Here is a 22,366-nt window from a genome sequence, read left to right on the forward strand (position 1 = left end):
GGTGAACAAGCAACCCTGGTGGCAGGCCTGTACCTGCTACCAAATTTATCTGCCCTCGTTTTGCGATGGCAACGACGACGGGCTGGGTGATTTCCCCGGTCTGCTCTCAAAAGTGGATTACCTGAGTACGTTAGGCATCGGTGCCATCTGGATCACCCCGTTTTATCCCTCTCCTCTGGTGGATAACGGATACGACATCAGTGATTACTGCGCCGTCGACCCACGGTTCGGCACGCTGACCGATTTTCGCGACGTCGTTCATCGCTGCCATGAAAAGGGGATCCGCGTCATTATCGATCTGGTGCTTAATCATGTCTCTTCGCAGCATCCGTGGTTTCAGGATGCCTGGAATAATCCCGCAAGCCGCTACAGGGACTATTTTCTTTTCAGCGCCCACCCTAACAACTGGGAGTCATTTTTTTCCGGCAGCGCCTGGAGCCCGGAGCCGGACACCGGTGAGTTTTACTACCATAAATTCGCGCCAGAGCAGGTCGATTTAAACTGGGCGAACCCTGCGGTAGAGCAGGAAATGTTTCAGGTGATCGATTTCTGGCAGGCGCTGGGCGTCGATGGCTTCCGCTTCGACGTGATTAACTTCCTCAGCACACGCGGCATCGGGCCTGACAATCCGGAGGAAGCTGGAGTACAACAGCATGAGCATGATGTGAATCAGCCGGGGCTTATCGGCACGCTGCAGCGCATATGCCAACATGCCAGGCAGCAACCTGATGTTTTCCTGATCGGCGAAATTGGCAGCGAGGAGAGGGAGATTCTGGCGCGTTATCAGGACCCGTTGCTGATGGACGTGGTCTTCAACTTCAATATTGGCAGCCAGAAAACATTCGATGCGGCACGCCTGTGCGACGAAATTAATGCCACGCTGGCGCTGCAGTCTGGTCTGCCGACGCTGTTCTTTTCCAGCCACGATATGCCGCGCATGATTAGCCGCTTCGGTGAAGGCCCGCACGACACCGCCCGGGCGTTGGCCGTTCTGGCGCTACAGCTGACCGTGCGCGGTGTGCCGTTTATTTTTCAGGGCGACGAGTTGGGGATGCCAGACTACGTGCCTCAGACGGTCGAGCAGATTTTTGATATTCAGGGAAAAACCTACTACGACACGGCCATGAGGCAGGGGTGCAGTGCCGCCGATGCGCTGGCGCGGGCCATTGAACATTCCCGGGATGGGTCCCGCGCCCCCTTCCTCTGGCGCGACGCCCCGTTTGCGGGCTTTTCCACCCGCACGCCGTGGATGCCAGTCAGCCAGAACTATCCCTTCCTCAATGCCGAACATCAGTTATCGACGCCCGGATCGTTGTGGCACCAGTACCAGACCTTTATTGCGCTCCGGGCCACCATCGGGGCGCTACAGCATGGCGAGTGCAGCCCGCTGACACGCCATAAGGCGTGCGTCTGGTTTACCCGAACAACGACGCAGGAGCAGGTCTGGGTGGCCGTGAATTTTGGTCAGCCGGTACCAAACCCCTTGTGGGCCATTGAAGCGGATGTCCTGTACGGGCAAAACGCGCAGCAGTTGGACAAAAATCAAATTCTGATAAAAAGGAGTGTATATGAAGAGACACGGTAATAATCCGTTGATCACCCCGGGCGACGTGGTGCCTTCTCTGCCAGGACGGAAAGTGGAGTGCGTTTTTAACGCCGGGGTAACGGAGTATCACGGGGAGATTATCCTGCTGCTTCGGGTTGCCGAGAGCGTGATAAATGATGACCCGCAGAAGATCGTCGTGCCGCTTCTGGCACCGCAGTCTGGCGGCTGGCAGGCGGCGACAAAAACGTTTGACCGCAACGACCCGCGCTATGATTTTAGCGACCCGCGTACCATTGTGCTGAAAAGCGACCCGGCTCAGCTCTGGCTGACGTCGATGTCCCACCTGCGGCTGGCGCGAAGCCAGGACGGCGTTAATTTCTCCATCGATGAAAAGCCCTTTATTACCGCCGACAGCCGCTATGAGGAATTTGGCTGTGAAGATGCGCGCATTACCCTGATTGACGATGTCTGGTACATCAATTACTCCGCCGTGTCATCGTTGGGTATCTCTACCGCGCTGGCGACCACCGTTGATTTTGTCGCCGTCGAGAAAAAAGGGCTGATTTTCTGTCCTGATAACCGCGACGTCTGTTTCTTTCCGGAGAAGGTTGGCGGATCCTTTCGGGCGCTTACCCGGCCCGCGCCCTGCCATTTCGGCCACCCGGAAATATGGATCTGCGAGTCACCCGATATGCTGCACTGGGGAAACCATCGCCATCTGCTGGGACGCTCGGGGGACGAATGGGATGCACTGAAGTCGGGCGGCGGCGCACCGCTGATCAAGACCGCGCGCGGCTGGCTGGAAATTTATCACGGTGTGGACGCCAGCCAGCGTTACTGCCTTGGCGCTCTGCTTCTGGATTTGGAGGACCCGCTTACCCTCATTGCTAAATCTTCCGTGCCGCTGCTGGAGCCGAGCGCCCCCTATGAGCGTGAAGGCTTTTTCGGTAACGTAGTCTTTACCTGCGGGGCGCTGGTACGTAATGACACGCTGCATATCTGGTATGGCGCGGCGGATGAGCGTATCGCCCTGGCCACGCTGCCGATGGACGAACTGTGGAAACATCTTGGCCTGGAGTAAGGCCTGACGCAGCCCCGACTGGCGCCGGGGCTGCAATGCGTTTATTTCTTCCCGCCGTACTGGCTAAACCATGCCAGCATTCTCTGCCAGCCATCTTTGGCAGATTCCGCGTGATAGCTCGGACGATAATCGGCATTGAAGGCGTGTCCGGCATCCGGGTAAACCACGATCTCCGCCTTTGCGTTAGCCGCGCGAAGCGCATGGCGCATCGTGTCGACCGTATCCAGCGGAATACCGGTGTCCTGACCGCCGTACAGCCCCAACACAGGCGCGTTGAGAGCGGTCGCGATATCAACAGGGTGCTTCGGCGAATTCAGCGTTTTTTCCCCAACCAGTTTACCGTACCAGGCCACGGCGGCTTTAAGCTGCGGATTGTGGGCGGCATACAGCCAGCTAATGCGCCCACCCCAGCAGAAGCCGGTGACCATCAGACGGTGCGGATCGCCGCCGTTGCGCGCCGCCCAACTGGCGACGTGGTCAAGGTCGGCCAGCACCTGTGCATCCGGCACTTTGCTGACTAAATTACTGAACAGCGTCGGGATATCGCTGTAGTCATTGGGGTCGCCCTGGCGAAAATAGAGTTCTGGCGCAACGGCCAGATAACCCTCCAGCGCCAGGCGGCGGCAGAGGTCGCGAATGTGCTCGTGAACGCCAAAAATCTCCTGAACCACAATCACGATCGGCAGCGGACCCTCCGCCGATTCTGGCCGCGCGTGATAAGCAGGCATATTCTCTCCCTGCGTGGGAATCGAGGTTTCGCCAGCGGTAATCGCCTCTTCAGGCGTTGAGACGAGGGTGGAAGCATGAGGGGCCGCAGCAGGTGCAAAGCCGGTTTTTTCAGTCATGGCATTCTCCGTACCAATGAGTTAGCGCAAAGGTAAATATAGACACCAGGTTAACAATCCACAGTGCCTGATACGGTCTATCTTTTGTGCAGTGTCCCACGATATAACTTGTTAATGTGATGTAAATCACTATTTGACGGAAATTAACTGCAATCATTTTCATTCATGGTGAGATGTGTCACGAAATTCAGCGCTTTGCTTCTGTAAAGTACCTTTTTACTTCTTCTGACTAACCGACCCACAGAGGAGTCACCTATGTCTAAGTCTGATGTTTTTCATCTCGGCCTCACTAAAAACGATTTACAAGGGGCTACGCTGGCTATCGTCCCTGGCGATCCTGAGCGTGTGGAAAAGATCGCCGCGCTGATGGATAAGCCGGTTAAGCTGGCAGCCCATCGTGAATTTACCACCTGGCGCGCGGAGCTGGATGGCAAAGCGGTCATCGTCTGCTCTACCGGTATCGGTGGCCCGTCGACCTCTATCGCTGTTGAAGAACTCGCTCAGCTGGGCATTCGGACTTTCCTGCGTATTGGTACCACGGGCGCCATTCAGCCACACATCAACGTGGGTGACGTGCTGGTCACGACCGCATCCGTGCGTCTGGATGGTGCAAGCCTGCACTTTGCGCCGATGGAGTTCCCGGCCGTCGCTGATTTTGAATGTACCACTGCGCTGGTGGACGCGGCGAAATCCATTGGTGCCACCACGCACGTGGGCGTCACTGCCTCTTCAGACACCTTCTATCCGGGCCAGGAGCGTTACGACACCTTCTCTGGCCGCGTGGTCAGCCGCTTTAAAGGCTCCATGGAAGAGTGGCAGTCAATGGGCGTGATGAACTACGAAATGGAGTCTGCAACCCTGCTGACCATGTGTGCCAGTCAGGGCCTGCGTGCCGGTATGGTGGCGGGCGTTATCGTTAACCGCACCCAGCAGGAGATCCCGAACGCTGAGACCATGAAGCAGACCGAAAGTCATGCGGTGAAAATCGTGGTTGAAGCGGCTCGCCGCCTGATCTAATCCTCTCTTCTGAGATAAAAGGCCGACACGTTCGGCCTTTTCTTTTTGCGTAGCGCCTCGCAGGAAAACCCTTTCAAACTGGACGTTTATACAGCACAATTCTATTTTATGCGGGAAATTCGTTGATGCAGGGGGCAGTGTGGATATCTCTATCCTGATTTATGCAGTGGTTGCGCTGGTGAGCGTGGGCGTAGGCTGGCTGATCGCCAGCTACCAGCACGCGCAGCAAAAGGCCGACCAGCTGGCAGAGCGTGAAGAGATGGTTGCCGAACTAAGCGCGGTAAAACAACAGCTTGCCCAAAGTGGTCACTGGCGCGACGAGTGCGAGCTGCTTAATAACGAAGTGCGCAATCTGCGTGATATCAACACCTCGCTGGAAGCCGATCTTCGCGAAGTGACTACCCGCCTTGAATCTACCCAGCTGCACGCTGAAGACAAAATCCGCCAGATGATCAACAGCGAACAACGCCTGAGCGAGCAGTTTGAGAACCTCGCGAACCGCATTTTCGAGCACAGCAACCGCCGCGTTGACGAACAAAACCGCCAAAGCCTGAACAGCCTGCTGACGCCCCTGCGCGAACAGCTTGATGGCTTTCGCCGCCAGGTGCAGGACAGCTTTGGCATGGAGGCGCGAGAGCGCCACACCCTGGCCCATGAAATTCGTAACCTCCAGCAGCTGAACGCCCAGATGGCGCAGGAAGCCATCAACCTGACGCGCGCGCTGAAAGGCGATAACAAAGCGCAGGGCAACTGGGGCGAAGTGGTGCTGACCCGCGTGCTGGAAGCCTCTGGCCTGCGGGAAGGGCATGAATACGAGACGCAGGTCAGCATTGAAAACGATGCCCGCTCGCGCATGCAGCCGGATGTGATTGTCCGCCTGCCGCAGGGCAAGGACGTGGTGATTGATGCCAAAATGACGCTGGTGGCGTATGAACGCTACTTCAACGCGGACGATGACTACACCCGCGAATCGGCCCTGCAGGAGCATATCGCGTCGGTGCGTAACCACATTCGTCTGCTGGGCCGCAAAGACTACCAGCAGCTGCCGGGGCTGCGTTCGCTGGACTACGTGCTCATGTTTATCCCGGTCGAACCCGCGTTTCTGCTGGCGCTCGACAGACAGCCCGAACTGATAACGGAAGCGCTGAAAAATAACATTATGCTGGTCAGCCCTACCACGCTGCTGGTGGCCTTGCGCACCATTGCTAACCTGTGGCGCTACGAGCACCAGAGCCGCAATGCGCAGCAGATCGCCGACCGTGCCAGCAAGCTGTACGACAAAATGCGCCTGTTTGTGGACGACATGTCCTCCGTAGGGCAAAGCCTGGATCGCGCCCAGGATAATTACCGCCAGGCGATGAAAAAACTCGCCTCCGGTCGCGGCAATCTTCTGGCTCAGGCGGAGGCGTTCCGCAGCATGGGGGTGGAAGTGAAGCGCGAGATTAATCCGGAACTGGTTGAACAAGCCACGGCGCAGGACGAAGAATTTCGCCTGCGTGAAGGGGCTGGTGAACAAAAGACATCCAGCGAAGACAATGATTTAGCGGCGGGATTATCCGCAGATGAGCAGCCGACGCGTTTCTATCACGGTGGTTGAATCGTAGGGCAAATGCGCCCAATCTGTTACACTTCACAAACATTTTACTGATTAGCAGGCTCTGAGATGGTTGACGATTCACAAGACACAACGCACTTTGGCTTTCAGACTGTCGCCAAAGCGCAGAAAGCTGACATGGTGGCCCACGTATTTCATTCCGTGGCGGCGAAGTACGATGTGATGAATGACTTGATGTCATTCGGTATTCATCGCTTGTGGAAGCGCTTCACCATCGACTGTAGCGGCGTGCGTCGCGGTCAGACTGTACTGGATTTGGCAGGTGGCACGGGCGACTTAACGGCTAAATTCTCCCGCCTGGTGGGGGAAACCGGTCGCGTTGTGCTGGCAGATATCAACGACTCCATGTTGAAAATGGGGCGCGAGAAGCTGCGTAACATCGGGGTTGTCGGCAACGTCGAATACGTGCAGGCAAATGCCGAAGCGCTGCCGTTCCCGGACAACACCTTTGACTGTATCACTATCTCGTTTGGCCTGCGTAACGTCACCGATAAAGACAAAGCGCTGCGCTCTATGTACCGCGTGCTGAAGCCGGGCGGACGCCTGCTGGTGCTGGAGTTCTCCAAACCGATTATCGATCCGCTGAGCAAAGCTTACGACGCCTACTCCTTCCACGTTCTGCCACGCATTGGTGAGCTGGTGGCAAACGATGCAGAGAGCTACCGCTACCTTGCGGAATCTATTCGTATGCACCCCGATCAGGACACCCTGAAGGCGATGATGCAGGATGCAGGTCTCGAAAACGTAGAGTACTTCAACATGACGGCGGGCGTCGTCGCGCTGCATCGCGGTTACAAGTTCTGAGTGGAGGTCTTCTGTGCCCTTTAAACCCTTAGTCACTGCAGGCATTGAGAATGTACTGAACGCCTTTCTGTACCGCGCGCCTGCGCTGAAAGCTGCGCGCCAGCGGCTGAACGGCAAGGTTCTGCGCATTGCGTTAAAAGAGTTCTCGACCCCGCTTGTGCTGGTTTTCAGCGAACGCCAGCTTGACGTTCTGGGTGAGTGGGAAGGCGAGGCTGATTGCGCCGTTATCACGCACATGAGCGTGCTGCCAAAACTGCGCGATCGTCAGCAGCTCACGGCGCTGATCCGCAGCGGTGAGCTGGAGGTTGAAGGTGACATCCAGGTTGTGCAGAACTTCGTTGCACTCAGCGATCTCGCCGAGTTTGACCCGGCAGAGTTGCTCGCGCCGTATATCGGCGACATTGCAGCCGAAGGGATCGGCAAAGCCATTCAGGGCGGGACGGCGATCCTGCGTAAAACGCTGCAACGACAGCAGCGCTATGCAGCGGAAGTGTTAACCGAAGAGTGGCGTATGGCACCGGGACCGCTGGAAGTGGCATGGTTTGCAGAAGAGACGGCGGCCGTAGAACGTGCGGTTGATGCGTTAACCAAACGGCTGGAAAAACTGGAGGGCAAATGACGCCTGGTGAAATTCGGCGCCTCTACTTTATCGTTCAGACATTTTTGAGTTACGGGCTCGACGAGCTTATCCCCAAAATGCGTATCACGCTGCCGCTTCGTCTCTGGCGGCGAACGTTGTTCTGGATGCCCAATCGCCATAAAGACCAGGAGTTAGGTGAACGCCTGCGTCTGGCGTTACAGGAGCTTGGCCCGGTCTGGATTAAGTTCGGGCAGATGCTCTCGACCCGTCGCGACCTTTTCCCGCCACAAATTGCCGATCAGCTTGCGCTCCTGCAGGATCGCGTTGCGCCGTTTGACGGCGCACGGGCCAAAAAGCAGATTGAACAGGCTATGGGCAACATTCCTGTTGAAACCTGGTTTGATGATTTTGACATTCAGCCGCTTGCCTCGGCCTCTATCGCTCAGGTGCATACCGCGCGCCTGAAAGAGAACGGCAAAGAGGTGGTAATCAAGGTTATCCGCCCTGATATCCTGCCGATTATCAGAGCCGATATGAAGCTTATCTATCGCCTTGCGCGCTGGGTACCGCGTCTGCTGCCTGACGGACGTCGTCTACGTCCGCTGGAAGTGGTGCGTGAATATGAAAAAACGCTGATTGATGAACTCAATCTGCTGCGTGAATCCGCGAACGCCATTCAGCTGCGCCGCAACTTTGAAGGCAGCCCGATGCTCTACGTGCCGGAGGTCTACTCAGACTATTGCAGCGAAGGCATGATGGTGATGGAGCGCATCTACGGCATTCCTGTTTCCGATGTGGTTGCGCTGGAAAAGCAGGGAACCAACATGAAGCTGCTGGCCGAGCGCGGGGTTCAGGTCTTCTTTACTCAGGTCTTCCGCGACAGCTTCTTCCATGCGGATATGCACCCGGGCAACATTTTTGTCAGCTACGAACACCCTGAAAACCCGAAATACATCGGTATCGACTGCGGTATAGTCGGCTCGCTGAACAAAGAAGATAAACGCTACCTCGCAGAGAACTTTATCGCGTTCTTTAACCGCGATTACCGCAAAGTGGCTGAACTGCACGTTGATTCCGGCTGGGTTCCGCCGGATACCAACGTTGAAGAATTTGAGTTTGCGATCCGTACGGTCTGTGAACCGATTTTTGAAAAACCGCTGTCGGAGATCTCTTTCGGCCACGTTTTACTCAATCTGTTTAATACGGCGCGTCGCTTCAACATGGAAGTGCAGCCTCAATTAGTTTTACTTCAGAAAACACTACTTTACGTTGAGGGCGTAGGCCGCCAGCTCTATCCTCAGTTAGACTTGTGGAAAACGGCGAAGCCTTTCCTTGAATCGTGGATTAAAGATCAGGTCGGTATTCCGGCGCTGGTTCGCTCCTTAAAAGAGAAAGGACCGTTCTGGATTGAAAAAATGCCTGAAATTCCTGAACTGGTTTACGACAGTTTGCGTCAGAGCAAGAACCTTCAGCACAGCATGGATACAATCGCCCACGAGCTTAAAACCAGTCGTGCACGTCAGGGTCAGTCACGTTATCTCTTTGGGATAGGGGCGACGCTACTGCTAAGCGGCACGCTGCTGCTGATCAATCGCCCGGACTGGGAGATGATGCCCGCCTGGCTGATGGCCGCGGGCGTCGTGGTCTGGCTCGCTGGCTGGAGAAAAACGCGCTGAATTAGCATCGCTATCGACAGGTTGCATACGTATAATGCGACCTGATTAATTAATCATCTATCACTGGGGAACACGTATGGGTGGTATCAGTATCTGGCAATTGTTAATCATTGCCGTCATCGTCGTACTGCTGTTTGGTACGAAGAAACTCGGTTCTATCGGTTCCGATCTGGGTGCATCTATCAAAGGCTTTAAGAAAGCCATGGGCGATGATGAAAGTAAGCAGGACAAAGCCAGCCAGGATGCGGACTTCACTGCTAAAACCATCGCTGATAAGCAAGATGAAGCCAAAAAGGAAGACGCAAAACGCCACGATAAAGAGCAGGTGTAATTCGTGTTCGATATTGGTTTTGGTGAGTTACTGCTGGTCTTCGTGATTGGCCTGATTGTACTGGGGCCGCAACGTTTACCCGTCGCGGTAAAAACTGTTGCGGGTTGGGTGCGTGCGCTGCGCTCGCTGGCTACGACGGTACAAAACGAGCTGGCACAGGAGCTTAAGCTCCAGGAATTTCAGGACAGCCTGAAAAAGGTTGAGAAGGCGAGCATGGACAACCTGACGCCGGAGCTGAAAGCCTCGATGGACGAACTGCGCGAAGCGGCGGAATCCATGAAGCGGTCTTACAGCATTAACGATCCTGAAAAGGCGAGCGATGAAGCTAACACCATCCATAACCCGGTGGTGAAAGGCAGCGAAGAACAGCGTGAGGGCGTAACGCCATCAAGCGCTGAGCATCAGGCCGCTGCGCCTGAGCAGACGCCGCAGGAATCCGAAGTGAAAAAACCGGTGCAGCCGGAAGAGCCCGTGGTAAAAGCGGCTGAAGCAAAGCCCGCTGCCCCCGTTTCCGAATCATCCCCTTCGTCGAGTGATAAAGCGTAAACATGGCAGTAGATGATACTCAACCGCTCATTGCGCACCTGATTGAGCTGCGTAAGCGCCTGTTAAACTGCATTATTGCGGTTTTCCTCATTTTCCTGTGCCTGGTCTATTTTGCTAATGACATCTATCAGGTGGTCTCCGCGCCGCTGATTAAGCAAATGCCGCTGGGTGCAACGATGATCGCAACGGACGTTGCGTCACCGTTCTTTACCCCGATTAAGCTGACATTCTGGGTGTCGCTGATCGCCTCTGCGCCGGTCATTCTGTATCAGGTCTGGGCGTTTGTGGCGCCTGCGCTGTACAGACACGAACGCAAGCTGGTGATCCCGCTGCTGGTGTCCAGCTCCCTGCTGTTCTATATCGGCATGGCGTTCGCCTATTTCGTGGTCTTCCCGCTGGCCTTTGGCTTCCTGACGCATACCGCGCCGGTGGGCGTTCAGGTGTCGACGGATATTGCCAGCTACCTCAGCTTCGTTATGGCGCTGTTCATGGCGTTTGGCGTGGCGTTTGAAGTGCCGGTAGCCATTGTGCTGCTCTGCTGGGTGGGCGTCACCACGCCTGAAGATCTGCGCAAAAAGCGCCCGTATATCCTGGTCGGGGCATTTGTTGTGGGCATGCTGCTGACGCCGCCGGACGTTTTCTCCCAAACGCTGCTGGCTATACCGATGTACTGCCTGTTTGAAGTCGGGGTGTTCTTCTCGCGCTTCTATGTAGGTAAAGGACGTCGGCAGAATGAAGAAGACGACGAGTCTGAACAGACCACAGAAGAATAAAACCAGCCGCCCGTCAGGGCGGTTGTCATATGGGGAAGCGCATGTTTGATATTGGACTCAATCTCACCAGCCCGCAGTTTGCCAAAGATGTCGACGACGTCGTCGCGCGCGCGTTTGCCGCAGGGGTAAAAGGCCTGTTGCTGACGGGGACCAACCTGCATGAGAGCGAGCAGGCGCAGCAACTGGCGCAACGTTATGACCATTGCTGGTCAACGGCAGGGGTACACCCTCACGACAGCAGTCACTGGACGGATCGCAGCGCTGAAACGCTCCGTCAGTTGGCGATGACGCCTGAGGTGGTCGCCATCGGTGAGTGCGGTCTCGATTTTAACCGCAACTTTTCAACGCCTGATGAGCAGGAACGGGCCTTTACCGCCCAGCTTGCTCTGGCAGCCGAGCTGGAAATGCCGGTCTTTATGCATTGCCGCGACGCCCACGAACGTTTCCTCACGCTGCTGGAGCCGTGGCTTGATAAGCTGCCGGGGGCCGTGTTGCACTGTTTTACCGGATCGCGGCAGGAGGCACTTGAGTGCCTGCAGCGTGGGCTGTATTTGGGGATAACCGGCTGGGTTTGCGATGAGCGTCGTGGGCTTGAACTGCGCGACTTACTGCCCATTATTCCGGCTGACCGCCTGCTGGTTGAAACGGATGCGCCCTATTTATTGCCGCGCGATATAAAGCCCAAACCGGCCTCTCGGCGTAACGAACCGGCCTGGCTGGGGCATATCGTTGAGCGCGTGGCGCACTGGCGCGGGGACGATCCGCAGTGGCTGTCAGCGCAAACGGACGACAACGTTCGCCGCCTGTTTGGGATAACGTTTTAAACTTTGCGGAAGTCGGTGTTTTTGACGCTTTGCAGCACCTGTTTATTCAGCAGGTTTAGCAGCAGCATGGAGCGAGCTTCACCATCCGGCTCAGAGAAGATAGCCTGAAGGCCCTCAAACGCGCCTTCGGTGATCACCACGCTGTCGCCCGCATAGGGCGTTTCCGGGTCGGTTATTCCTTCCGGTTGCTGATAGACCGATAGCTGATGGATAACCGTTGAGGGGACCGTCGCGGGGCTGGCACCAAAACGCACAAAGTGGCTGACGCCGCGCGTGGCGCTGATGGTCGTAGTGTGGATGACTTCCGGGTCGAATTCGACGAACAGATAGTTTGGGAACAGAGGTTCGCTGACGAGGGCGCGTTTGCCACGCTGCATTTTTTCAAGCGTGATCACGGGCGTCAGGCAGTTCACAGACTGACGTTCCAGATGTTCCTGCGCGCGTTGAAGTTGCCCGCGTTTGCAATACAGTAAATACCAGGCCTGCATAATCACTCTTTCCCTTTATTCGGGGCGCAAGCATACCAAAATCCAGGTGGGATCGCTAAGGTGATTATAATGGCCGCAAAGGAAGTAAGTCGCAGAAATTCACCCCAATTTAACAAAATTACAGCATCACGCAGGCTTACGCCGTATAATGAAGCGCTTACAGAGAGGCCATGACTAACTGCATGAAATACCACGATCTACGCGACTTCCTGGCACTGCTGGAAAAGCAGGGCGAACTCAAACGCATTACGCTTCCTGTCGATCCCTGTCTGGAGATGACAGAAATTGCCGACCGCACCCTGCGTGCCGGTGGCCCCGCTTTGTTGTTTGAAAATCCAAAAGGCTATTCCATGCCGGTGCTGTGCAACCTGTTCGGCACACCGCGTCGCGTGGCGATGGGGATGGGGCAAGAGGATGTCACGGCGCTACGTGAAGTGGGCAAACTGCTGGCCTTTCTGAAAGAGCCTGAACCACCAAAAGGCTTCCGCGATTTATTCGACAAACTGCCGCAGTTTAAGCAGGTGTTGAACATGCCAACCAAACGCCTGCGCGGTGCGCCGTGCCAGCAGAAAGTGCTGGAAGGCGACGCGGTTGATCTGACAAAAATCCCGATTATGCAGTGCTGGCCCGAAGATGCCGCACCGCTCATTACCTGGGGCCTGACCGTAACGTGTGGCCCGCACAAAGAGCGCCAGAATCTCGGCATTTATCGCCAGCAGCGGATTGGAAAAAACAAACTCATCATGCGCTGGTTGTCCCATCGCGGTGGCGCACTGGACTTCCAGGAGTGGTGTGCAGCGCATCCCGGCGAGCGTTTTCCTGTTTCTGTCGCGCTGGGTGCTGACCCGGCGACGATCCTTGGGGCGGTCACACCCGTGCCGGATACGCTCTCCGAATACGCCTTTGCGGGACTTTTGCGCGGCACGAAAACCGAAGTGGTGAAGTGCATCTCTAATGACCTTGAAGTGCCGGCCAGCGCTGAGATTGTCCTCGAGGGTTACATTGAGCAGGGCGAGCTGGCACCGGAAGGGCCATACGGCGACCACACGGGCTATTACAACGAAGTGGATAACTTCCCGGTGTTTACCGTAACGCACATTACCCAGCGTGACGATCCGATTTACCACTCGACCTATACGGGCCGTCCACCGGATGAACCGGCTGTGCTGGGCGTGGCGCTGAACGAAGTGTTTGTGCCGATCCTGCAAAAGCAGTTCCCGGAAATCGTTGATTTCTATCTGCCGCCGGAAGGGTGCTCTTACCGCCTGGCCGTTGTGACCATCAAAAAGCAGTATGCTGGTCATGCTAAACGCGTGATGATGGGCGTATGGTCTTTCCTGCGCCAGTTTATGTATACCAAATTTGTGATTGTCTGCGATGATGACGTCAATGCCCGCGACTGGAATGATGTTATCTGGGCCATTACTACGCGTATGGATCCGGCGCGCGACACGGTGCTGGTGGAAAACACACCGATTGATTATCTGGATTTTGCCTCGCCGGTTTCCGGCCTTGGCTCAAAGATGGGACTGGATGCCACGAATAAATGGCCTGGCGAAACCGACCGTGAATGGGGTCGCCCGATCGAAAAAGATCCTGCCGTGACCGCGCGCATTGACGCGATCTGGGACGAGCTGGCCATAATGAGTAACGGTAAAACTGAATCTGACCGTTAAGCCCTATAGACTTCCCGACAGAGAGAGCGAATGACAACCTTAAGCTGTAAAGTGACTTCGGTAGATGCCATTACCGACACCGTATATCGCGTCCGTTTAACGCCTGAAGCGCCATTCTCTTTCCGCGCTGGTCAGTACTTAATGGTTGTGATGGATGAGCGCGATAAGCGTCCTTTCTCGATGGCTTCAACGCCTGCTGAGCAGGAATTTATTGAGCTGCATATCGGTGCGTCAGAGCTTAACCTGTATGCGATGGCGGTGATGGATCGCATTCTGAAGGAGCGTGAAATCGTCGTGGATATTCCACACGGTGAAGCCTGGTTGCGTGATGACGAAGAGCGTCCCCTGATCCTGATTGCCGGTGGCACCGGCTTCTCCTACGTGCGTTCGATTCTGCTGACCGCGCTGGCGCGCAACCCGAATCGTGATATCACGATTTACTGGGGCGGCCGTGAAGAGAAGCATCTGTACGATCTGTCTGAACTGGAAGCGCTGAGCGTAACCCATCCGAACCTGCGCATTGAGCCAGTTGTTGAGCAGCCTGAAGAGGGCTGGCGTGGACGCAACGGGACGGTGTTAACGGCGGTACTGCAGGATTACGGTACGCTGGCGGGGCACGATATCTATATTGCCGGTCGTTTCGAAATGGCGAAAATTGCCCGTGACCTGTTCTGCAATGAACGCGATGCGCGTGAGGACCGTCTCTTCGGCGATGCGTTTGCGTTCATTTAAATAAAAAAACCCGCCCCTGACAGGCGGGAAGAACGGCAACTAAACTGTCTTTCTTCGCCAATGACGCCATAACTGCGTTGGCTGCGCTCGTTCACCCGAATCACTTACTTGAGTAAGCTCATCGGGATTCGCTCGCTTGCCGCCTTGTTCTGACGCCATTGGCTTTGAGATACTTTTCCTGATTTACACTCTTTCAAATACCGTCGCGATACCCTGACCCAGCCCGATACACATTGTTGCCAGGCCAAACTGGGCATCTTTGCGTTCCATCAGGTTAATCAGCGTGGTGCTGATACGCGCGCCGGAACAGCCCAGCGGGTGACCAAGGGCGATCGCCCCGCCGTTGAGGTTAATCTTCTCGTCGATCTGCTCCATCAGCCCCAGATCTTTAATGCACGGCAGGATCTGCGCGGCGAAGGCTTCGTTCATCTCAAAGAGATCGATATCGCTGGCGGTTAAACCGGCTTTTTTCAGCGCCAGCGTTGAGGCGGGAACCGGACCGTAACCCATAATCGACGGGTCGCAGCCGACAACCGCCATTGAACGCACCCGGGCGCGTGGCGTCAGGCCCAGCTCGCGGGCGCGGCTTTCGCTCATCACCAGCATCGCGGCTGCACCGTCGGAAAGCGCAGACGAGGTGCCTGCCGTCACCGTGCCGGTGACCGGATCAAAGGCCGGACGCAGCGTGGAGAGTCCTTCGACGGTTGTCTCCGGGCGGATCACTTCGTCCCAGGTAAACTGCTTCAGCACGCCGTCGGCATCATTACCGCCGGTGGGAATGATCTCGTTCTTAAACGCACCGGACTGCGTGGCGGCCCAGGCGCGGGCGTGAGAGCGCGCGGCAAAGGCATCCTGCATTTCACGGCTGATACCGTGCAGGCGTGAGAGCATCTCGGCGGTCAGCCCCATCATACCGGCGGCTTTCGCGACGTTGCGGCTCATGCCCGGGTGGAAATCGACACCGTGGCTCATGGGTACGTGGCCCATATGTTCCACGCCGCCGACCAGGCACGCCTGCGCATCACCGGTCATGATCATGCGGGCCGCGTCGTGCAGCGCCTGCATTGACGAGCCGCACAGGCGGTTGACGGTGACGGCCGGAACCGAATGCGGGATCTCCGCCAGCAGCGACGCGTTACGGGCGATGTTGAAGCCCTGCTCCAGCGTTTGCTGCACGCAGCCCCAGTAGATATCGTCCAGCGCAGCAGGATCCAGCGCCGGGTTGCGCGCCAGCAGGCTGCGCATCAGGTGTGCGGAGAGGTCTTCCGCGCGTACGTTGCGAAAGGCTCCGCCCTTGGAACGGCCCATCGGGGTACGAATTGCATCAACAATGACAACCTTTTCCATTGTGACTCCTTAAGCCGTTTTCAGCTCGCCAACCGGACGGGCGGGCTCAACTGCGGGATAGTAGGGTTCGTTATGGTGCGCTTTGTTACGCAGACCTTCCGGCACGTCATAGAGCGGGCCGAGGTGCTGGTACTGCTGCGCCATATCGAGATATTTTGCGCTGCCGAGCGTGTCCAGCCAGCGGAACGCGCCGCCGTGGAACGGTGGGAAGCCAAGGCCATAGACCAGCGCCATATCCGCTTCGGCCGGGCTGGCGATAATGCCTTCTTCCAGGCAACGCACCACTTCGTTAATCATCGGAATCATCATCCGGGCGATGATTTCCTCGTCGGTAAAGTCGCGTTTTGGCTGACTGACGTCGGACAACAGGCCATCCACCGCCGGATCTTCTTCTTTCTTCGGCTTACCCTTGCTGTCTTCTTTATAGCGCCAGAAGCCCATGCCGTTTTTCTGACCAAAACGGTTGGCGTCAAACAGCGCGTCAATCGCGTCGCGGTAATCTTTCTGCATACGCTGCGGGAAGCCCGCCGCCATCACCGCCTGTGCGTGATGTGCGGTATCGATGCCGACCACGTCCAGCAGGTATGCCGGGCCCATTGGCCAACCGAACTGTTTTTCCATCACTTTATCGACTTTGCGGAAGTCCGCGCCGTCGCGCAGCAGCTGGCTGAAGCCGGCGAAGTACGGGAACAGCACGCGGTTGACGAAGAAGCCCGGACAGTCATTCACCACGATCGGCGTTTTGCCCATTTTGCTGGCCCACGCCACCACTTTGGCGATGGTCTCGTCAGAGGTTTTTTCACCGCGGATCACTTCGACCAGCGGCATACGGTGCACCGGGTTGAAGAAGTGCATGCCGCAGAAGTTTTCCGGGCGCTTTAATACGCTTGCCAGTTCGCTAATCGGAATGGTGGAGGTGTTCGAGGCCAGAACGGTGTCCGGGCGAACCTTATCTTCGGTCTCGGCCAGTACCGCTTTTTTGACCTTCGGATTCTCAACGACCGCTTCCACTACCACGTCCACGCGATCGAAACCGCTGTATTCCAGCGTGGGCTGGATCGTGGAGATCACGCTGGACAGCTTCAGTCCGTCAATCTTGCCGCGCTCCAGCTGTTTGTTGAGCAGTTTGGCCGCTTCGGTCATGCCCAGCGTAAGGGATTTATCGCTGATATCCTTCATCACCACCGGCACACCTTTCCATGCCGACTGATAAGCAATACCGCCGCCCATAATGCCTGCGCCGAGCACCGCCGCGTGTTTTGGCGTCTCAACGTGTTTGGTCAACTGTTTGGCTTTACCCTTCACGAACTGATCGTTCAGGAAAATGCCAACCAGCGCGCGGGCCTCATTGGTGTGCGCCAGCGGGACAAAGCTTTGGTTTTCAAGCTTCAGGGCTTCATCACGTCCCAGGCGGGCTGCCGCCTCGATGGTTTTCACCGCGGTGATCGGCGCCGGATAGTGTTTACCCGCCGTTTGCATCACCATGCCTTTGGCGATGGTGAAGCTCATGGTCGCTTCAATTTTGCTGAGCTTTAACGGCTCGAGCTTCGGCTGGCGTTTGGCTTTCCAGTCGAGATCGCCATTGATTGCCTGACGCAGAACCGCAACAGAACCCTCAATCAGTTTTTCCTGCTTAACGACGCCATCCACCAGGCCGATTTTCAGCGCCTGCTGCGCGCCAACGTCTTTACCCGCGGCAATGATTTCCAGCGCGCTGTCGGCACCGAGCATGCGTGGCATACGCACGGAACCGCCAAAGCCCGGCATGATGCCCAGTTTGGTTTCCGGCAGGCCGATGCGCAGGTCTGGCGTGGCCAGACGATAATCGGTGGCCAGCACGCACTCGCAGCCGCCGCCCAGCGCATAGCCGTTAACGGCGGAGATCGTCGGAACCGGTAAATCTTCCAGACGATTAAAGACGCTGTTGGCAAAGTGCAGCCACTGGCTCAGCTGTTCTTCCGGAACGAGGAACAGCGAGAGGAATTCGGTGATATCCGCACCGACAATAAAGGCCGCTTTATTTGAGCGCAGCAGCAGCCCTTTTAAATCAGGTTGTTTTTCAAGCACGTCCAGCGCCTGGCCAAGGCTGGCCACCGTCGCGGTATCGAGCTTGTTGACTGAGCCGGGGGCATCGAACACCAGTTCGGCAATGCCATCTTCCAGCCAGTTGAGGTACAGGGTGTCGCCTTTGTAGAGCATGTCAGTCTCCTGAATCCAGCATGTGGATCTGGTCGTACCAGATGAGACGGAGTGTGGGATTTATGTTAATAAAATGCAAATTACTCATTAAGAAATTGCTGCATTGATCACGGTCGGTGGAAATCACGCAGTGAGGGAGAGGTGTGCTAAGATGCGATGACTTGAGGTCAATAAAACGAAAGGAAGAATGATGGACTCACTGGCTTCGCTTTATAAAAATCATATCGTTACCCTACAGGAACGTACCCGCGATGTGCTGGCGCGCTTTAAGCTGGACGCGCTGCTGATTCACTCCGGTGAGCTGATGAACACGTTTCTCGACGATCATGCTTATCCCTTCAAAGTTAACCCGCAGTTTAAAGCCTGGGTGCCGGTAACACAGGTTCCCAACTGCTGGCTGCTGGTGGATGGCGTGAACAAGCCGAAACTGTGGTTCTACCTGCCGGTGGACTACTGGCACAACGTGGAACCGCTGCCGACGTCCTTCTGGACGGAAGAAATTGATGTGATTGCGCTGCCGAAAGCCGACGGCATTGGCAGCCAGTTGCCCGCTGCGCGCGGCAACATCGCCTATATCGGCCCTGTTGCGGAGCGCGCGCTGGGTCTGGATATTCCGGCAGATAAACTCAACCCGAAAGGGGTGCTGGATTACCTGCACTATAACCGCGCTTATAAAACCGATTACGAACTGTACTGCATGCGCCAGGCGCAAAAAACGGCCGTTACCGGCCACCGTGCGGCGCATGAAGCCTTCCTGTCCGGCATGAGCGAGTTCGATATCAACCAGGCCTACCTGACCGCCACCGGTCATCGTGATACCGATGTCCCTTACAGCAACATTGTGGCGCTGAACGAGCATGCCTCTGTACTGCACTACACCAAACTGGATCACCATGTACCGTCTGAGATGCGCAGCTTCCTGCTGGATGCGGGCGCGGAGTACAACGGCTACGCGGCTGACCTGACCCGTACCTGGGCGGCGAATGCGGATACGGACTTTGCGCACCTCATTAAAGACGTTAACGATGAACAGCTGGGGCTTATCAGCACCATGAAAGCGGGCACCAGCTACGTGGATTACCACATCCAGTTCCATCAGCGCATCGCCAAACTGCTGCGTAAGCATCAGATTGTAAAAGACATGAGCGAAGAGGCGATGGTCGAGAACGATCTGACCGGGCCATTCATGCCGCACGGTATTGGTCACCCGCTGGGTCTGCAGGTTCATGATGTCGCGGGCTTTATGCAGGATGATTCCGGCACGCATCTGGCCGCACCGTCAAAATATCCTTTCCTGCGTTGCACCCGCATTCTTGAGCCACGCATGGTGCTGACCATTGAGCCGGGGATCTACTTTATCGAATCCCTGCTGGCACCGTGGCGCGAAGGGCAGTTCAGCAAGCACTTCAACTGGGAAAAGATTGAGGCGCTTAAACCGTTTGGCGGTATCCGTATCGAAGACAACGTGGTTATCCACGAAAACGGTACCGAGAACATGACGCGAGATCTGAAGCTGGCCTGATGGAAAGCTGGCTGATACCGGCTGAACCGGTCACCTTTGTTGAGGAAATCAAGAAAAGCCGTTTTATCACGCTGCTCGCGCATACCGAGGGCGTGGAGGCGGCCAGGGCGTTTGTCGAGTCCGTTCGCGCGCAGCATCCTGACGCACGTCACCACTGCGTGGCGTGGGTAGCGGGGCCGCCAAACGACTCCCAGCAGCTGGGGTTTTCAGACGACGGTGAACCGGCGGGTACGGCCGGTAAGCCCATGCTCTCGCAGCTGATGGGCAGCGGTGTGGGCGAGATCACCGCCGTGGTGGTTCGCTACTACGGCGGGATTTTATTAGGCACGGGTGGGCTGGTGAAAGCCTACGGTGGCGGCGTCCAGCAGGCGCTGAATCTGCTGATAACCACCCGCAAAACGCCACTGACCGAATATACTCTGTTATGTGACTACGCCCAGCTGTCGGGCATTGACGCGCTGCTCAAGCAGTTTAACGGTGCGATAGTCCACAGCGATTACCAGGCGATGGTGCAACTGCGTGTGGCGCTTCCACAGGCGGAACTGGCTGCTTTTTCAGCGAAACTCGCTGATTTTAGTCGCGGCGCGTTGCAATTGCTGCCGATTGAAGAATAATCCCCACCTTACTTTTAATACCAAAGGAAGCGGCAGAGATGCATTTTCGTGCCATTACCCGAATCGTTGGACTGCTGGTCATACTCTTTTCCGGGACGATGATCCTCCCTGGACTGGTGGCGCTTCTTTACAGAGACGGTGCGGGTCGCGCGTTTACCCAGACCTTCTTTGTTGCGCTGGCGATCGGTTCGCTGCTGTGGTGGCCAAACCGCCGTGAAAAAGGGGAACTGAAATCGCGCGAGGGGTTCCTGATTGTCGTGCTGTTCTGGACGGTGCTGGGAAGCGTCGGTTCGCTGCCCTTTATCTTCTCTGAACAGCCCAACCTGAGCATCACGGATGCCTTTTTTGAATCCTTCTCCGGCTTAACGACCACCGGGGCCACCACGCTGGTAGGGCTGGATTCGTTACCCCACGCAATCCTCTTTTATCGTCAGATGCTCCAGTGGTTCGGCGGTATGGGGATCATCGTGCTTGCTGTGGCTATTCTGCCCATCCTCGGCGTCGGCGGGATGCAGCTCTATCGCGCTGAAATGCCAGGCCCGCTAAAAGATAACAAAATGCGGCCACGTATTGCCGAGACGGCGAAAACCCTGTGGCTTATCTACGTTTTGCTGACGGTGGCCTGTGCGCTGGCGCTGTGGTTTGCCGGTATGCCCGCATTTGATGCCATCGGACACAGCTTTGCGACCATCGCTATCGGCGGATTTTCAACGCACGACGCCAGCGTGGGCTACTTTGACAGCCCAACGATTAACACCATTATTGCCATCTTTTTGCTGATCTCCGGCTGTAACTATGGCCTGCACTTCTCTTTACTGAGCGGGCGTAGCCTGAAAGTGTACTGGCGTGACCCGGAGTTCCGCATGTTTATTGGCGTGCAGTTAACGCTGGTCATTATCTGTACCCTGGTCCTGTGGTTCCACGACGTTTATACCTCGGCGGTCACAACGCTAAACCAGGCGTTCTTCCAGGTGGTGTCGATGGCGACGACCGCCGGTTTTACCACGGACAGCATTGCGCGCTGGCCGTTGTTCCTGCCGGTCCTGCTGCTTTGCTCCGCGTTTATTGGGGGCTGTGCCGGGTCAACGGGCGGGGGGCTGAAGGTGATTCGAATTCTGCTGTTATTCAAGCAGGGGAACCGTGAGCTGAAACGCCTGGTCCACCCGAACGCGGTCTACAGTATCAAGCTGGGAAACCGCGCACTGCCTGAACGTATTCTCGAAGCCGTGTGGGGGTTCTTCTCCGCCTATGCGCTGGTCTTTATCGTCAGTATGCTGGCTATTATTGCTACCGGCGTTGATGATTTCTCGGCGTTTGCTTCTGTTGTGGCTACGCTTAATAACCTTGGGCCTGGGCTGGGCGTGGTGGCGGATAACTTTGCCAGCATGAACCCGGTCGCGAAGTGGATCTTGATTGCCAACATGCTGTTTGGTCGTCTTGAGGTCTTTACGCTGCTGGTTCTGTTTACCCCAACATTCTGGCGCGAGTAAGGAGTCGTCGGTGAAAACACTTATTCTTTTCTCAACGCGAGACGGGCAAACGCGTGAGATTGCCTCTTATCTTGCTTCTGAATTAAAAGAGCAGGGCATTTACTCGGACGTGGTGAACCTGAACCGTGCCGAACAGATTGCCTGGCAGGATTACGATCGCGTAGTGATTGGCGCGTCTATTCGTTATGGTCATTTCCATCCTGCACTGGACCGTTTCGTGAAGAAACACCTGGCTGCGCTCAGTCAGCTGCCTGGCGCGTTCTATTCGGTCAACCTGGTCGCCCGTAAAGCTGAAAAGCGTACGCCGCAGACAAACAGCTATACGCGTAAGTTTTTGCTGAACTCGCCATGGCAACCCGATCTGTGTGCTGTCTTCGCCGGGGCGCTGCGCTACCCGCATTATCGCTGGTATGACCGGATGATGATCCGCCTGATCATGAAAATGACCGGTGGTGAAACCGATACGCGTAAAGAAGTGGTATATACCGACTGGCTGCAGGTAGCCGGTTTTGCCCGGGAAATCGCACAGTTAACAAGCGATTCGCGGGTAAATTAAGCGTGAAGTTTGAAAAGTGAGCGAACGACAATTTTTTTGTATTTTATGCTTGTCACTTCAGAATAACTCCCTATAATGCGCCTCCACTGACACGGAACAACGGC

21 protein-coding genes are annotated in these 22,366 nt (G+C 56.1%); 17 read left to right on the forward strand and 4 right to left on the reverse strand.

Annotated features, from left to right (window positions below; translation table 11 throughout):
* The first annotated feature begins 1 nt into the window (after position 1).
* Both I6L58_RS13745 and I6L58_RS13750 read left to right on the forward strand, forming a co-directional pair.
* Positions 2-1,585 carry an alpha-glucosidase gene (locus tag I6L58_RS13745; RefSeq protein WP_088209491.1) on the forward strand — a complete coding sequence of 528 codons (1,584 nt, stop codon included), beginning with the start codon at positions 2-4 and terminating at the stop codon, positions 1,583-1,585.
* Entirely contained in the window at positions 1,569-2,627 is a 1,059-nt protein-coding gene (locus tag I6L58_RS13750; protein ID WP_088209492.1) for a glycoside hydrolase family 130 protein, read from the forward strand. Before I6L58_RS13745 ends, I6L58_RS13750 begins: the two co-directional genes overlap by 17 nt.
* Positions 2,628-2,668: 41 nt before the next feature.
* Here the strand turns inward: I6L58_RS13750 and I6L58_RS13755 are convergent, their stop codons facing one another.
* Positions 2,669-3,472, reverse strand: coding sequence for a dienelactone hydrolase family protein (locus I6L58_RS13755; protein WP_088209493.1), 804 nt, complete (start codon positions 3,470-3,472; stop codon positions 2,669-2,671).
* Positions 3,473-3,727: 255 nt separating this feature from the next.
* Here I6L58_RS13755 and udp point away from each other — a divergent pair, with 255 nt between their 5' ends.
* The 9 genes from udp to tatD all read left to right on the forward strand — a co-directional run bounded on the left by udp (position 3,728) and on the right by tatD (position 11,638).
* Positions 3,728-4,489 carry a uridine phosphorylase gene (udp, locus tag I6L58_RS13760; RefSeq protein WP_006179273.1) on the forward strand — a complete coding sequence of 254 codons (762 nt, stop codon included), beginning with the start codon at positions 3,728-3,730 and terminating at the stop codon, positions 4,487-4,489.
* Between the two features lie 139 nt (positions 4,490-4,628).
* On the forward strand, positions 4,629-6,086 hold the full coding sequence (gene rmuC, locus I6L58_RS13765; RefSeq protein WP_058610822.1) for a DNA recombination protein RmuC: 1,458 nt from the start codon (positions 4,629-4,631) through the stop codon (positions 6,084-6,086).
* Positions 6,087-6,152: 66 nt separating this feature from the next.
* Entirely contained in the window at positions 6,153-6,908 is a 756-nt protein-coding gene (ubiE, locus tag I6L58_RS13770; RefSeq protein WP_006179275.1) for a bifunctional demethylmenaquinone methyltransferase/2-methoxy-6-polyprenyl-1,4-benzoquinol methylase UbiE, read from the forward strand.
* Positions 6,909-6,921: 13 nt separating this feature from the next.
* The gene (gene ubiJ / locus I6L58_RS13775; protein WP_058610821.1) at positions 6,922-7,527 is read left to right on the forward strand and encodes a ubiquinone biosynthesis protein UbiJ; all 606 of its coding nucleotides are present in this window, start codon (positions 6,922-6,924) and stop codon (positions 7,525-7,527) included.
* The gene (ubiB, locus tag I6L58_RS13780; protein WP_006179277.1) at positions 7,524-9,164 is read left to right on the forward strand and encodes a ubiquinone biosynthesis regulatory protein kinase UbiB; all 1,641 of its coding nucleotides are present in this window, start codon (positions 7,524-7,526) and stop codon (positions 9,162-9,164) included. Before ubiJ ends, ubiB begins: the two co-directional genes overlap by 4 nt.
* A gap of 76 nt (positions 9,165-9,240) precedes the next feature.
* On the forward strand, positions 9,241-9,495 hold the full coding sequence (gene tatA / locus I6L58_RS13785) for a Sec-independent protein translocase subunit TatA (protein WP_006179278.1): 255 nt from the start codon (positions 9,241-9,243) through the stop codon (positions 9,493-9,495).
* A gap of 3 nt (positions 9,496-9,498) precedes the next feature.
* Positions 9,499-10,041, forward strand: coding sequence for a Sec-independent protein translocase protein TatB (gene tatB / locus I6L58_RS13790; RefSeq protein WP_006179279.1), 543 nt, complete (start codon positions 9,499-9,501; stop codon positions 10,039-10,041).
* A gap of 2 nt (positions 10,042-10,043) precedes the next feature.
* Positions 10,044-10,814: a Sec-independent protein translocase subunit TatC gene (gene tatC, locus I6L58_RS13795; RefSeq protein ID WP_006179280.1), complete on the forward strand. Its 771-nt coding sequence runs from the start codon at positions 10,044-10,046 to the stop codon at positions 10,812-10,814.
* A 41-nt stretch (positions 10,815-10,855) separates the two neighbouring features.
* Positions 10,856-11,638 (forward strand): 3'-5' ssDNA/RNA exonuclease TatD, encoded by a 783-nt coding sequence (gene tatD / locus I6L58_RS13800; protein ID WP_058610819.1) that lies wholly within the window; start codon positions 10,856-10,858, stop codon positions 11,636-11,638.
* Here tatD and rfaH read toward each other — a convergent pair.
* On the reverse strand, positions 11,635-12,126 hold the full coding sequence (gene rfaH, locus I6L58_RS13805; protein ID WP_006179282.1) for a transcription/translation regulatory transformer protein RfaH: 492 nt from the start codon (positions 12,124-12,126) through the stop codon (positions 11,635-11,637). The two genes, tatD and rfaH, sit on opposite strands and share 4 nt — an antisense overlap.
* Before the next feature lie 170 nt (positions 12,127-12,296).
* Between rfaH and ubiD the strand changes: the two genes are divergently transcribed.
* Positions 12,297-13,802, forward strand: a complete 1,506-nt coding sequence (ubiD, locus tag I6L58_RS13810) for a 4-hydroxy-3-polyprenylbenzoate decarboxylase (RefSeq protein ID WP_088209494.1) — start codon at positions 12,297-12,299, stop codon at positions 13,800-13,802.
* A gap of 30 nt (positions 13,803-13,832) precedes the next feature.
* Positions 13,833-14,534 carry an NAD(P)H-flavin reductase gene (gene fre, locus I6L58_RS13815; RefSeq protein WP_058610818.1) on the forward strand — a complete coding sequence of 234 codons (702 nt, stop codon included), beginning with the start codon at positions 13,833-13,835 and terminating at the stop codon, positions 14,532-14,534.
* 183 nt (positions 14,535-14,717) lie between these two features.
* On the opposite strand, the gene fadA is transcribed toward fre, so the two are convergent.
* The gene (fadA, locus tag I6L58_RS13820) at positions 14,718-15,881 is read right to left on the reverse strand and encodes an acetyl-CoA C-acyltransferase FadA (RefSeq protein WP_088209495.1); all 1,164 of its coding nucleotides are present in this window, start codon (positions 15,879-15,881) and stop codon (positions 14,718-14,720) included.
* Between the two features lie 9 nt (positions 15,882-15,890).
* Positions 15,891-18,080, reverse strand: coding sequence for a fatty acid oxidation complex subunit alpha FadB (fadB, locus tag I6L58_RS13825; protein WP_088209496.1), 2,190 nt, complete (start codon positions 18,078-18,080; stop codon positions 15,891-15,893).
* Positions 18,081-18,270: 190 nt separating this feature from the next.
* Here fadB and pepQ point away from each other — a divergent pair, with 190 nt between their 5' ends.
* Genes pepQ through hemG form a run of 4 tightly spaced genes read left to right on the forward strand, consistent with a single transcriptional unit; the run spans position 18,271 to position 22,262 of the window.
* A complete protein-coding gene (gene pepQ / locus I6L58_RS13830; RefSeq protein ID WP_088209497.1) occupies positions 18,271-19,602 on the forward strand; it encodes a Xaa-Pro dipeptidase in 1,332 nt (443 codons plus the stop codon).
* Complete coding sequence (locus I6L58_RS13835; protein WP_088209498.1) at positions 19,602-20,216, forward strand: IMPACT family protein; 615 nt, start codon at positions 19,602-19,604, stop codon at positions 20,214-20,216. Before pepQ ends, I6L58_RS13835 begins: the two co-directional genes overlap by 1 nt.
* A gap of 38 nt (positions 20,217-20,254) precedes the next feature.
* Positions 20,255-21,706, forward strand: coding sequence for a Trk system potassium transporter TrkH (trkH, locus tag I6L58_RS13840; RefSeq protein WP_006179290.1), 1,452 nt, complete (start codon positions 20,255-20,257; stop codon positions 21,704-21,706).
* Between the two features lie 10 nt (positions 21,707-21,716).
* Complete coding sequence (gene hemG, locus I6L58_RS13845; protein WP_006179291.1) at positions 21,717-22,262, forward strand: menaquinone-dependent protoporphyrinogen IX dehydrogenase; 546 nt, start codon at positions 21,717-21,719, stop codon at positions 22,260-22,262.
* The last annotated feature ends 104 nt before the right edge of the window (positions 22,263-22,366 follow it).

The sequence above is a fragment of the Enterobacter cancerogenus genome (genome assembly GCF_019047785.1).
In the GTDB taxonomy this organism is placed as follows: Bacteria; Pseudomonadota; Gammaproteobacteria; order Enterobacterales; family Enterobacteriaceae; genus Enterobacter; species Enterobacter cancerogenus.